The organism is Azoarcus sp. DD4 (assembly GCF_006496635.1).
GTDB lineage: Bacteria > Pseudomonadota > Gammaproteobacteria > Burkholderiales > Rhodocyclaceae > Azoarcus.
Genome location: NZ_CP022958.1, coordinates 4,466,996 through 4,479,250, shown reverse-complemented (window position 1 = coordinate 4,479,250; position 12,255 = coordinate 4,466,996). Strand labels below are relative to the sequence as shown.

The following is a 12,255-nucleotide window of genomic DNA, read 5'->3' as shown; positions in this document are numbered from 1 at the left end:
TTGCCGAAGAGAGCGCTCTACGTAGAAGACAATCCGGCCGATGCCGACCTGTTGCGGCGCAGTCTGGCGCGCAGCATGCCGTCGATGGCGCTGGAGGTCGCCGGCAGCATTGCCGAAGGCATCGGCAAGCTCGCAGGCGCCTCGGCGGTCGACGTGGTCTTGGCCGACCTGGCCCTGCCCGACGGCAGCGGCATGGATCTGCTCAACTGGGTGCGCGAGCGCAAGCTGCCCTTCGCCTTCATCGTGTTGACCGGCTCGGGCGACCAGGGCGCGGCGGTTGCTGCCCTTAAGGCCGGCGCTGACGACTACCTGGTCAAGGATGGCGATTACCTCGAACGTCTGCCGCACACCATCGTTGCCGCGGTCGAGCGCGGGCGCGCCGAACTGGCCAGCCGCAGCCGGCCGATCCGGGTGCTTTACGCCGAGCATCACCATTTCGACATCGACCTCACCCTGCGCCACCTCGCCCACGTCGCGCCCCATCTCAAGCTCGAAACGGTCGGGAGCGCCGAAGCGGTCCTGCAACGCCTGCCCAGCGGGCCCGAGTGCGCCTCCGATGTCGACGTGTTGCTGGTGGATTACCTGCTGCCCGGCTTGAATGCGCTCGATCTCACCAAGATCCTGCGCCAGCAGCGTCGCCTCGACATCCCCATCGTCATGGTCACCGGCCAGGGCAGCGAGGAAACCGCTGCGCAGGCCTTGCGCCTCGGCGTTTCGGACTACCTGGTCAAGCATGACAGCTACCTGCACGAACTGCCGGTCGTGCTCGACAAGGCCTTCCGGCAGGTCGAGCTGGTGCGCGAGCGGATGGCGCTGCGCACGATGACCGAGCGCCTGCAGGAGGTGCTCGAGTGCAGTCCCTCGGTGAACTACACGCTGGAGTTGCAGGACGGCGAGTGGAGGCCGACCTGGGTCAGCCACAACATCGAATCGCTCACCGGGTATTCGGTCGCGGAGGCGCTGGCGCCGGGCTGGTGGCAGCGCACCGTGCATGTCGACGACCGCGAACGCACGCTCGAAGGCATGGCGGTGCTCATCCGCGACGATCGATACGTACACGAGTACCGCGTCTGTCGCGCCGATGGCGTGGTGCGCTGGGTGCGCGACGAGCTGCGCGTACTGCGGGAGCCCGACGGCCAGTTGCGGCGCGTCGCCGGAGTCTGGATAGACATCACCGAGCAGCGCGCCGCCACCGAGCTGCTGCGCCTCAACGCGGCGGTGATCGAGAGCACCCACGACGGTGTCGTGCTCACCGACCTCGACGGGCTGATCGTGTCGGTCAATCGCGCCTTCACCGAGGTAACGGGTTACGAGCGCGACGAAGTCATCGGCCGCAACCCGCGCTTCATGCAGTCGGGGCGGCACGATCGCGGCTTCTACCATGCGATGTGGGCGGCGCTGGTGAAGACCGGCTACTGGCAGGGCGAGCTGTGGAACCGGCGCAAGAACGGCGAGCTGTTCCCCGAGTGGCTGACGCTCAATGCCGTGCGCAACGAGGCCGGGCAGGTGACCCACTACGTCGGTGTATTCACCGACATCAGCAAGCTCAAGCAGACCGAGGACCGCCTCAACTACCTTGCTCACCACGACCCGCTCACCGACCTGCCCAACCGGCTGCTGGTGCTGTCGCGGCTGGAGCACGCGCTCGAGGGCGCGCAGCGGCGCGGCCTGCGGGTTGCGGTGATGTTCCTCGACCTCGATCGCTTCAAGACGGTGAACGACAGCCTGGGCCATGCCGCCGGCGACGAACTGCTGCGTGCCGTGGCAGGGCGTCTGCGCGGCGCATTGCGCGAGGAAGACACCCTCGGCCGCCTCGGCGGCGACGAGTTCATGGTGCTGCTGGAGCATGTCGAAGCGCCGGCCGATGCCGCGGTGGTGGCCAGGCATCTGGTCGATGCCCTTGGGGCCCCCTTCGTGCTGTCGTCCGGGCACGAAGTCTTCATCCGCGCCAGCATAGGCATCAGCCTCTATCCCGACGACAGCGGCGATTTCCTCGAACTGGTGCGCAACGCCGATGCCGCGATGTATCGCGCCAAGGCGCAGGGGCGCAACACCTACGGCTTCTACACCGAAGACCTGATCCGTTCCGCGACCGAGCGTCTGGCGCTGGAAACGCGGCTGCGGCGTGCGCTGACGCACGACGAGTTCGTCGTGTACTACCAGCCGGTGCTGGCGGTGGCCGATGGTCGTCTGCTAGGCGCCGAGGCGCTGGTCCGCTGGCAGCCCATCGGCGAGCCGGTGATATCGCCCGCGGCCTTCATTCCGCTGGCCGAGGAAACCGGCCTGATCGTGCCGCTCGGCGAATGGGTGTTGCGCGAGTCCTGTCGCCAGGTCAGAAGCTGGCTCGATGCCGGCCATGCCTTCGGCCGGGTCGCGGTCAATCTCTCGGCCGAGCAGTTGCGCCGCCAGGACGTCGGCGGGATGCTGGAGGACGCGCTGGCGGCGACTGGATTGCGTCCCGCCCACCTGGAGCTGGAGATCACCGAGAGCAGCCTGATGGAAGAAGGCGAGAATGCGGTGGTGCTGCTCGGCAAGCTCAAGCAGCTCGGCGTCGCACTGGCGATCGACGATTTCGGCACCGGCTACTCCTCGTTGGCCTACCTCAAGCGTTTTGCGATCGACAAGCTGAAGATCGACCGCAGCTTCGTGCAGGACCTCGCCGACGACAACAACGACCTCGCCATCGCCTCGGCGATCGTGGCGATGGCGCGTGCACTCGATATCTCCGTCCAGGCCGAAGGGGTGGAGACCCCGGCCCAGCTCGGTTTGCTGCAAGGGCTTGCCTGCGGCTCCTACCAAGGCTATCTGTGCAGTCCGCCGCTACCCGCGGAAGAGTTCGAGGCCCGGTTCCTGAAGGGCTGCTGAGGCTCAGCGGTTGGCCAGCGCGCGCTGCATGCGCGCCAGGGCGGCATCCAGCGTCGCCCGCGGGCAACCGAAGTTGAGCCGCAGGAAGCCGGGCATGCCGAAGACACCACCGTCCGACAGGCCGACGCCGGCGGCCTCGAAGAAGGCGGCCGGGTCGGCAAGACCGGCGTCGCGGCAATCGATCCAGGCGAGGTAGGTGGCTTCGGGATGCGCCATGCGCAGGCCCGGCATGGCGGCGACCGCAGCCTCCACCCGGGCGCAGTTGCCGCGCAGATAGTCGAGCAGGGCAGTGCGCCACGGGCCGCCGTCGCGGTAGGCGGCTTCCGCCGCCACCAGGCCCATCACGTTCACGTGCGGCACGATGCCGCGCATCGCGCGCTGGTAACGCCGGCGCAGCCCGGCATCGGGGATGACGGCGAAGGCGCAGTACAGCGCCGGGATGTTCCAGGTTTTGGACGGCGCCATCAGCGTGATCGTGCGCCGCGCGATGCCTTCATCGAGTGCGGCGATCGGAATGTGCGGCGTCGTAGCGTCCAGCACCAGGCCGCAGTGGATTTCGTCGCTGCAGACGACGAGATCGCGGCTTTCCGCCAGATTGGCGATCCAGCGCAGCTCGGCGCGATCGAAGGCGCGCCCCACCGGATTGTGCGGATTGCACAGCATGAAGAGGCGGGTGCCGTCGTCGATCGCCGCCTCGACGGCCGGGCGATCCCATTCCCAGCGGCCTTGGCGTTCCACCAGCGGGCAGCTCACCAGACGGCGGTCGCTGTTTTCCGGGGCGCTCAGGAAGGGCGGGTAGACCGGCGTGGCGGTGAACACGCCGTCGCCGGACTCGCCGACCGCGCGGCAGGCGAGGTTGAAGCCGGTGACGACGCCCGGCAGCCACACCAGCCAGTCGGGCGAGATGCGCCAGCCGTGGTCGCGGGCGAGTCCTTCGACGACCGCGGCAGCCAGCGACGGACCGGCGTCGGTATAGCCGAAGATGCCGTGGGCCAGCCGGGCCTTGAGCGCATCGAGCACCGGCGGTGGGGCGGTGAAGTCCATGTCGGCCACCCACAGGGGCAGCACGTCGCGGCCGGCGTAGCGGCCCCATTTTTCGCCGGGAACGTCGCGGCGGTCGGGTTGTCGATCGAAGTCGAAGTGCATGGGTGTCGGCCAGGTCCGGGCTGAACAGGGTAAGCGACAGTGTAACGTGCGTTGTGCCACGGCAAGATCGGCCGACTTCGTGCATACAATGAAGCCAAACATCGGCGGTACGGGAGGAGACAAGGTGCAAGACGTGATCGCCCATCCAGATGGAATCTACGCGGTGGACTCCGGTTACGGACGTCGCCAGCTTGCGGCGATCCACCTGATCGTTCACCAGGGGCGTGTGGCCATCGTCGATACCGGCTGCAATGGCTCGGTGCCCAGGGTGCTGACTGCGCTCGCCAGCCTGGGCGTGGTGCCGGATGCGGTGGATTGGGTGATCCTCACCCACGTCCATCTCGACCATGCCGGCGGTGCCGGCAGCCTGCTGTGCGCGCTTCCCAGGGCGCGGCTGCTGGTCCACCCGCGCGGCATCCGGCACATGGCCGACCCGTCGCGGCTGTGGGAGGGGACTGCCGCTGTCTACGGCGCGGAGCACGCATTCGAGCTTTATGGCCGCTTGGTGCCGGTGCCGCGCGAGCGCATCGTCGCCGCGACCGACAATCTCGAGATCGATCTCGCCGGCCGCCGCCTGCGCGTGCTCGACACCCCGGGCCATGCGCGCCACCACATCTGCATCTGGGACGAAAGCGCGCGCGCCTTCTTCACGGGCGACACTTTCGGCCTGTCCTACCGCGAATTCGATGTCGACGGCCGCGCCTTCATCATGCCGACGACGACGCCCACCCAGTTCGATCCGGCAGCGATGCATGCGTCGATAGACCGCATGATGTGCTACCGGCCTGAAGCGCTCTATCTGACCCATTTCAGCCGCGTCACCGAGGTCGAACGGCTGGAGGCCGACATGCATCGGCTGATCGAGACCTTCGTCGCGGTCGCGCGCGCCGCGCGTGGCGAAGGCGTGGCGCGCCATGTCGAAATCATCGCCGGGCTGGAACAGGTGGTGCGCGAAGAGGCGGCGCGTCAGGGCTGGGCGCTCGGCGAGGAGGACAGCGTCGCCTTGATGCGGATGGACCTGGAGCTCAATGCGCAGGGGCTGGGCGTCTGGCTGGACAGCCTGCGCGTGCCGGAGCCGGAAACCGTGTGATGTGTCCCGGCCGGACGTCAATCCACCGTCACGTCCGGGTGTCGTTCGTTCAGGGCATGCAGCCTGGCGGCGGCGACCACGTCGCCCTGGCTGGCGGCCTTGGCGTACCAGTGCGCCGCCTGCGCAGGGTCGCGGGGCAGGCCGTAGCCGTTCTCGTACATGTTGCCGACCAGGTATTGCGCACCGGGGTCGCCGGCCTCGGCGGCGGCGCGATACCAGCGCGCGGCTTCCCGATAGTCCTGCGGTATGCCCTGGCCGGTGAAGAGCATCGAGGCGAGCGCGAGCTGGGCGCCCATGTGGCCCTGCTCGGCCGCCTTCCTGTACCAGGTGGCGGCGGTGGACGCCGAACGGTGGACGCCGTCGCCGTGGTCGTAGAGCAGGGCGAAATTGAACTGTGCCTGTGGCAAGCCGGCGCCGGCCGCGCGGCGCAGCCAGCGCCATACGCCGTTCGGCTCGGGCGACCGGGCTTCGCCGCGGTACAGCATCATCGCGTAGTTGAACTGGGCCAGGCGGTTGCCGGCACGGCCGGCGTTGGCGAAGAGTCGCGCGGCTTCGTCGAGCTGTCCGGCCTCGTAGGCGTCGACGCCTGCGTCCGCCAGCGCCGCCGCCGAGGTGGCCGCGGTAGCTGGGGCGGCGAAGGCTGCAAGAACGACGCAAAGCGCGCGCAACGGCGACATGGCGGCTCCGGATGGCTGCGAAAGCACCGGTTGGAACCCGCGGCTGCCGCGGAGTTCAGCGACAGCGGGCGCTGCTGCGGTAACATCGCGGCGCCCGTATCCGCCCTGTGCCTGCCGCGATGTCCCTGTCCATCTCTCCTGTTCCGAACACCTGCCTGCCGGCCACGCCGGAGGTCGATGCCGAACGCCGTTTCGGCGGCATCGCCCGCCTGTACGACGACAGCGCCCCAGTCCGGCTGGCGGCCTCGCACGTGTGCGTGATCGGCATCGGCGGCGTCGGCTCGTGGGCAGCGGAGGCGCTCGCGCGCAGCGGCGTTGGTCGGCTCACGCTGATCGATCTCGACCACGTCGCCGAATCCAACATCAACCGCCAGGCCCATGCGCTCGATGCCACGCTGGGCCAGGCCAAGGTGCAGGCGATGGCCGAACGCATCCACGGCATCAATCCGCAGGCCCGCGTCGGCACGGTGGAGGACTTCGTCACCCCCGACAATGTCGCCGACCTGCTGAAGGATTTCGATCTGGTGGTGGATGCGATCGACAACGTGCGGGCGAAGGTGGCGATTGCGGCCCATTGCCGGCGTCAGCGCCTGCCGCTGCTGATGGCCGGCGGTGCCGGCGGCAAGCGCGATCCGGCGCGCATCCGCGTCGCCGACCTCAGCGCGACCGAACAGGACCCGCTGTTGTCCAAGGTTCGCGCCACCCTGCGCCGCGAACATGGCTATCCGCGGGAGGCGGGCAAGAAGTTCGGCATCGAGGTGGTCTATTCGACCGAGCCGCTGCGTTATCCGCCGGCAAGCTGCGACAGTGGCCGCGGTCCGCAGGGGCTGGCATGTGCCGGCTTCGGCTCCAGCATGGCGGTGACGGCCAGCGTCGGCCTTTTTCTGGCAGCGCGTGCCATCGAGCGCTTGCTGCGTGTGCCGGTCCCGGCGCACGGGGAGGGAGGGGCGAAATGAGCGACAGCAATCCTGCAAGGGCTGCGGCAGCGCGCGATGCCGTCGTGCTGTTCGGCCACGGGGCACGCGACCCGCAGTGGGCCGGGCCGATGCAGCGCATTCGTGAGCGCATGCTGATGGCGGCGGATGCGCCGCGCGTGGAGCTCGCCTTTCTCGAATTGATGACTCCAACGCTCGGCGCCGCGATCGACGCGCTGGCTGCCGACGGCGTGCGACGCATCGTCGTGGTGCCGGTCTTTCTCGCCCAGGGGGGGCACCTCAAACGCGATGTGCCGGCGCTGGTCGAAGCGGCGGGCACGGCGCATCCCGAGTGCCGGATCGAACTGGTGCAGGCAGTGGGCGAGGCCGACACGGTGATCGCCGCGATTGCTGCCTATGCGGAGGCCTGCCGGACCGCTGACTGAGCCCGGTGCAAGGGGGGGGCGCATGCACGGTCGTGGGTAGGCGCTTGACTGATCTTAATATCAGAATATACTGATATACATCATGAGTCACAGTCCAATTTCCTTGGCGGCCCTGTTGCTTGGGTTCGCGGCTGCGGCGGCGCCGTTCGCGAATGCGCGTGCCGACCTGCCTACCGAACGGGTCGAGGCGCGCACGCTGGCGGCGACCCACATTGCCGAATCCACCATCGAAGCGGTGCGTCAGAGCACCCTGGCGGCACAGGTCGCCGGTCGCGTGGTCGAACTCGGCGCGGATGCCGGCGATCCGGTTCGTGCCGGCCAGATCCTGCTGCGCATCGATGCCGCCGAAGCGGGGCAGGCGGTGGCCGCTGCCGAGGCCGAAATGGCCAGGGCCGAAGCCGGCCTGACCGAGGCTCGCGCCAATCTGGCGCGCAGCCGCAGCCTGTTCGAACGGAAATTCGTCAGTCAGGCGGTGCTCGATCAATCGCAGGCAGCTTTCGAGGCCGCGGAGGCGCAGTTGCGCGCGGCGCGTGCCGGCCGTGGCCAGGCGGCGAGCGTGCGGGGGCACGCCACGGTGGCCGCGCCCTTTGCCGGGCTGGTCGCCGCACGCCATATCGAGTCCGGCGAGATGGCCCAGCCGGGACGGGAGCTGCTCACCTTGTACGATCCCGCCGCGCTGCGCGCGGTGGTCGACCTGCCGCAGCAGCGCCTGGCGGAACTCGGTACCGGACCCCTGAACGCGAAGATCGAACTGCCCGACCAACGGCGCTGGCTCGACGCCGCCGCGGTGACGGTGCTGCCGGCGGCCGATGCGCGTACGCACACCGTGCGCGTTCGCATCGATCTGCCCGCCGGCAGCGCGGGCGTCCTCCCCGGCAGCTTCGCCCGCGTGCATTTCCTGTCCGGCGCCAGCGCGCGCCTGACCGTGCCGGCCGCCGCGATCGTGCGGCGGGGCGAACTCACCGCCGTGTACGTGGCCGACGGCAAGGGCGGCTTCGCCCTGCGTCAGCTGCGGCTGGGCGAAACGCTGGCCGGTGACGGTGCCGGCCAGCGCGTCGAAGTGCTGGCCGGGCTGGCCGATGGGGAAACGGTGGCGCTCGATCCGGTGCAGGCGGGCATCGTCGCCCGTAGCGTAGCGAACCGGCAGACGAAGTGATGGAGCCGCGCTACGGTATCTCGGGTCGCATCGCCGCGGCCTTCCAGCGCAATGCGATCACGCCGCTGATCGCGCTGGTGCTGCTGCTCGCCGGTTTGTTCGCCACTCTGGTGACGCCCAGGGAGGAGGAGCCGCAGATCGATGTCACGATGGCCAACGTGCTGGTGCCTTTTCCCGGTGCTTCGGCGCGAGACGTCGAGGCGCTGGTGGCGCGACCGGCCGAGCAGGTGCTGTCGCGCATGGCGGGTGTCGAGCACGTGTATTCGGTGTCGCGGCCGGGCATGGCCGTCATCACCGTGCAGTTCGAGGTTGGTGTGCCCAACCAGACGGCGCTGGTGCGGCTTTACGACACGGTGCACTCCAACCGCGACTGGCTGTCGCCGCAGCTCGGCGTCGGCGAACCGGTGGTCAAGCCCAAGGGCATCGACGACGTGCCCATCCTCGCCTTCACCTTGTGGACGCCGGACGAGGCACGGGCCGCCTACGACATGCAGCAGGTGTCGCGCGCGATCGAACTGGAGCTGAAGCGCCTGCCCGGTACCCGCGAGGTCGGCACCATAGGCGGGCCGGGCCAAGTGCTGCGGGTGGACATGGACGTTGCGCGGATGAACGCGCACGGCGTCAGCGCGCAAGACCTGCGTTCTGCGCTGCAGCTCGCCAACGCCTCGCAGCCGGCAGGCAGCCTGGTGGCGGGCAATCGCGAGGTGCTGGTACAGACCGGCTCCTTCATCGAATCGGCCGAGGACGTGCGGCGGCTGGTGGTCGGCGTGGCCGACGGCAAGCCGGTATACCTGCGCGATGTGGCGTCGGTGCAGGACGGGCCGGACCAGCCTTCGCGCTACGTGTGGTTCGGTACCGGTGCGGCGGCCCTGCAGAAAGGTATCGCCGCGACCGGCAGTTATCCGGCGGTGACGCTGGCGCTGTCCAAGAAGCCGGGCGCCAATGCCGCCGACGTGGCCGATGCGGCTATCGCCCGCGTCGAATCGCTCAAGGGCAGCCTGATCCCCGACGGCGTCCAGCTCTCCATCACCCGTAACTACGGCGAGACCGCCAACGACAAGGCGCAGAAGCTGATCGGCAAGCTCGCCTTCGCCACTGCGGCGGTGGTGGCGCTGGTGTTCTTCGCGCTCGGCCGGCGCGAGGCAGTCATCGTCGGCGTGGCGGTGTCGCTGACGCTGGCGGCCACGCTCTTCGCCTCGTGGGCCTGGGGCTTCACGCTCAACCGGGTGAGCCTGTTCGCGCTGATCTTCTCCATCGGCATCCTGGTGGACGATGCCATCGTGGTGGTCGAGAACATCCATCGGTGGCATACGCTGGAGCCGGACACGCCCTTGTGGCAGCTGATCCCGAAGGCAGTGGATGAAGTCGGCGGTCCCACCATCCTCGCCACCTTCACCGTGATCGCGGCGCTCCTGCCCATGGCCTTCGTCACCGGACTGATGGGGCCTTACATGAGCCCCATCCCGATCAATGCCTCGATGGGGATGTTCATCTCGCTGGCGGTGGCCTTCGTGATCACGCCCTGGCTGGCGCAGCGCATGCTGAAGCACGTCGATGCGCACCATCACGAAGGGGACGACAAGCTCACCCGCCGGCTCGACGGCTTCTTCCGCCGCATCATGACGCCCTTGCTTGATGCCGGCCGCGGCGGCCGTGCGCGCATGAAGCTGTGGCTGGCGGTGGCGGCGCTGATCGTGGTGTCGCTGGCCCTGCCGGCGGTGCAGTGGGTGGTGATGAAGATGCTGCCCTTCGACAACAAGAGCGAGTTCCAGGTGGTGCTGGACATGCCGGTCGGCACCCCGGTGGAAGAGACCGCCCGCGTGCTGCGCGAGATCGGCGACCACCTCGGCGGGGTTGCCGAGGTCACCGATTGGCAGGCCTACGCCGGCACCGCCGCACCGATCAACTTCAACGGCCTGGTACGCCAGTACTACCTGCGCAGCAGCCCGGAGCAGGGCGACGTGCAGGTGAACCTGGTCGACAAGGCGCACCGCGACCGCAGCAGCCACGAGATCGCCGTTGCCGTGCGCGAGGCGGTGACCGCGATCGCGCGGCGCAGCGGCGGCAACGCGAAGGTGGTGGAGGTGCCGCCGGGGCCGCCGGTGCTGTCGCCCATCGTTGCCGAAATCTACGGCCCGGATTACGCCGCTCAGGCCGAAGTGGCGAAGCGGGTGCGCGCCGCCTTCGAAGCCACCCCCGACGTCGTCGGCGTGGACGACACGGTGGACGAGGCCGCGCCCAAGCTGCTGCTGCGGGTCGACCAGGCCAAGGCGGCGCGGCTGGGCGTGGCCCAGGCCGACATCGTCGACGTGTTGCGGCTGGGGCTGGCCGGCGAGAACGTTACCCCGGTGCATGGCGGCGACAACAAGTACGAGGTGCCGGTGCGCGTCCAGCTCCCGGCCAGCCGCCAGTCCGACATCGCCAACCTGCTGGCGATGAAGGTGCGCGCGCGCAGCGCCGAGGGCGGCGGCAGGCTGATTCCGGTCGGTGAACTGGTCGAGGTGCGCGAGACCGTGCGCGAACAGGTGATCTACCGCAAGGACCTGCTGCCGGTGATCTACGTCACCGGCGACATGGGCGGCCGGCTGGATTCGCCGCTCTACGGCATGTTCGACATCCGCTCGCGGGTGAGGGATATGGCGCTGACAGGCGCCCCCGGCCTCGCCGGCACCCTGGGCGAATGGTTCATCCGCGCGCCGGCGGATGCCTGGTCCGGCTACAGCCTGAAATGGGACGGCGAATGGCAGGTCACCTACGAGACCTTCCGCGACATGGGCGCAGCCTATGCCGTCGGCCTCATCCTGATCTACCTGCTGGTGGTGGCGCAGTTCCGCTCCTACCTGGTGCCGTTGATCATCATGGCGCCGATCCCGCTGACGCTGATCGGGGTGATGCCCGGTCATGCCCTGCTCGGCGCGCATTTCACCGCCACCTCGATGATAGGCATGATCGCGCTGGCCGGCATCATCGTGCGCAACTCCATCCTGCTGGTCGATTTCGTCAACCAGCAACTGCGCGAAGGCGTGGACTTCGCCGAGGCGGTGATACGCGCGGCGGCGGTGCGGGCCAAGCCCATCGGCCTGACTGCGCTGGCGGCGATGATAGGCGCGGTTTTCATCCTCGACGATCCCATCTTCAATGGCCTCGCGATCAGCCTGATCTTCGGGGTGTTCGTCTCCACCGTGCTCACCCTGGTGGTGATCCCGGTGCTTTATTTCGCCGCGATGCGGCGCCGCATCAGCCAGCTGCAAGGAGAACCCGCATGACCCTCACCACCAACCAGTACGTGCGCATCTTCGCCGGTGCCTTCGTGCTGATCTCGCTCGCGCTCGGCGTCGAGGCCTCGCCGCTTTTCGTCAGCAAGAACTTCCTCTGGTTCACCGTCTTCGTCGGCGCCAACCTGTTCCAGAGTGGCTTCACCGGCATCTGCCCGCTGGAGAGCATCCTGCGCCGGCTGGGCGTGAAGGACACGCCCGCCTGCAGTTGAAGGTGCAGGTCGAGCGCTTCGAACGCAGCCTGCGCACCCCCGCGGCGGCCCGTGAGCTTGCGCGCGAGGCGGCAGCGCGCTGCGCCGATCCGCTGCGCGTCGAGTGGGGCTTGCTCGAGCTGCTGATGAACGCGATCGAGCACGGCTTGCTGGCCATCGGCCATCGCGAGAAATGTGCCCTGATCGACGCCGGCCGGCTCGAGGCGGAGGTCGCCGACCGGCTGGCGCATCAGTCGCACGCAGCGGGCGTGGTCGCCTTCGCCGGGGTGCTGCGCGACGGGCGCTGGCATTTCGAGATCCACGATCCGGGCGGCGGTTTCGATCCGCAGCCGTGGCTGGCCGCGTCGGCCGGCGATCCGGTCCGGCGTGCCGGGCGCGGCATCCTGCTGGCGCGCTCTTTCGGGCTGGCGGATCTCGGCTATCGCGACGGCGGCCGCTGCGCCTGCTGTTCCGCACCCGCCGCGTGCTGAGTTG

General features: G+C 68.9%; 10 protein-coding genes. 8 read left to right on the top strand and 2 right to left on the bottom strand.

Annotated features, from left to right (window positions below; all coding sequences use genetic code 11):
* Complete coding sequence (locus CJ010_RS20700) at positions 1-2,865, top strand: EAL domain-containing protein (RefSeq protein WP_141019805.1); 2,865 nt, start codon at positions 1-3, stop codon at positions 2,863-2,865.
* A gap of 3 nt (positions 2,866-2,868) precedes the next feature.
* On the opposite strand, the gene CJ010_RS20695 is transcribed toward CJ010_RS20700, so the two are convergent.
* Complete coding sequence (locus tag CJ010_RS20695) at positions 2,869-4,011, bottom strand: MalY/PatB family protein (RefSeq protein ID WP_141019804.1); 1,143 nt, start codon at positions 4,009-4,011, stop codon at positions 2,869-2,871.
* A gap of 124 nt (positions 4,012-4,135) precedes the next feature.
* Here CJ010_RS20695 and CJ010_RS20690 point away from each other — a divergent pair, with 124 nt between their 5' ends.
* Entirely contained in the window at positions 4,136-5,101 is a 966-nt protein-coding gene (locus CJ010_RS20690) for an MBL fold metallo-hydrolase (protein WP_141019803.1), read from the top strand.
* Positions 5,102-5,118: 17 nt separating this feature from the next.
* Here CJ010_RS20690 and CJ010_RS20685 read toward each other — a convergent pair whose 3' ends face one another.
* Positions 5,119-5,778, bottom strand: a complete 660-nt coding sequence (locus CJ010_RS20685) for a tetratricopeptide repeat protein (RefSeq protein ID WP_141019802.1) — start codon at positions 5,776-5,778, stop codon at positions 5,119-5,121.
* Positions 5,779-5,897: 119 nt separating this feature from the next.
* On the opposite strand from CJ010_RS20685, the gene CJ010_RS20680 reads away from it, so the two are divergent.
* From CJ010_RS20680 to CJ010_RS20655, 6 genes are all read left to right on the top strand, one after another.
* Positions 5,898-6,734, top strand: a complete 837-nt coding sequence (locus CJ010_RS20680) for a ThiF family adenylyltransferase (protein ID WP_141019801.1) — start codon at positions 5,898-5,900, stop codon at positions 6,732-6,734.
* Positions 6,731-7,138 (top strand): sirohydrochlorin chelatase, encoded by a 408-nt coding sequence (locus CJ010_RS20675; RefSeq protein ID WP_141019800.1) that lies wholly within the window; start codon positions 6,731-6,733, stop codon positions 7,136-7,138. The genes CJ010_RS20680 and CJ010_RS20675 overlap by 4 nt, the downstream gene beginning before the upstream one ends.
* 82 nt (positions 7,139-7,220) lie before the next feature.
* Positions 7,221-8,294 (top strand): efflux RND transporter periplasmic adaptor subunit, encoded by a 1,074-nt coding sequence (locus tag CJ010_RS20670; RefSeq protein ID WP_141019799.1) that lies wholly within the window; start codon positions 7,221-7,223, stop codon positions 8,292-8,294.
* Positions 8,294-11,560 carry an efflux RND transporter permease subunit gene (locus CJ010_RS20665; RefSeq protein WP_141019798.1) on the top strand — a complete coding sequence of 1,089 codons (3,267 nt, stop codon included), beginning with the start codon at positions 8,294-8,296 and terminating at the stop codon, positions 11,558-11,560. Before CJ010_RS20670 ends, CJ010_RS20665 begins: the two co-directional genes overlap by 1 nt.
* Positions 11,557-11,781, top strand: coding sequence for a DUF2892 domain-containing protein (locus CJ010_RS20660; RefSeq protein ID WP_141019797.1), 225 nt, complete (start codon positions 11,557-11,559; stop codon positions 11,779-11,781). Before CJ010_RS20665 ends, CJ010_RS20660 begins: the two co-directional genes overlap by 4 nt.
* Positions 11,778-12,251 (top strand): hypothetical protein, encoded by a 474-nt coding sequence (locus CJ010_RS20655; protein WP_205754832.1) that lies wholly within the window; start codon positions 11,778-11,780, stop codon positions 12,249-12,251. The genes CJ010_RS20660 and CJ010_RS20655 overlap by 4 nt, the downstream gene beginning before the upstream one ends.
* Positions 12,252-12,255 lie beyond the last annotated feature (4 nt).

Bases quoted from the DNA above. Each gene is read 5' to 3' on its own strand.
- CJ010_RS20695 (WP_141019804.1), bottom strand. From the start codon at position 4,011: ATGCACTTCGACTTCGATCGACAACCCGACCGCCGCGACGTTCCCGGC.
- CJ010_RS20685 (WP_141019802.1), bottom strand. From the start codon at position 5,778: ATGTCGCCGTTGCGCGCGCTTTGCGTCGTTCTTGCAGCCTTCGCCGCC.
- CJ010_RS20680 (WP_141019801.1), top strand. From the start codon at position 5,898: ATGTCCCTGTCCATCTCTCCTGTTCCGAACACCTGCCTGCCGGCCACG.
- CJ010_RS20675 (WP_141019800.1), top strand. From the start codon at position 6,731: ATGAGCGACAGCAATCCTGCAAGGGCTGCGGCAGCGCGCGATGCCGTC.
- CJ010_RS20670 (WP_141019799.1), top strand. From the start codon at position 7,221: ATGAGTCACAGTCCAATTTCCTTGGCGGCCCTGTTGCTTGGGTTCGCG.
- CJ010_RS20665 (WP_141019798.1), top strand. From the start codon at position 8,294: ATGGAGCCGCGCTACGGTATCTCGGGTCGCATCGCCGCGGCCTTCCAG.
- CJ010_RS20660 (WP_141019797.1), top strand. From the start codon at position 11,557: ATGACCCTCACCACCAACCAGTACGTGCGCATCTTCGCCGGTGCCTTC.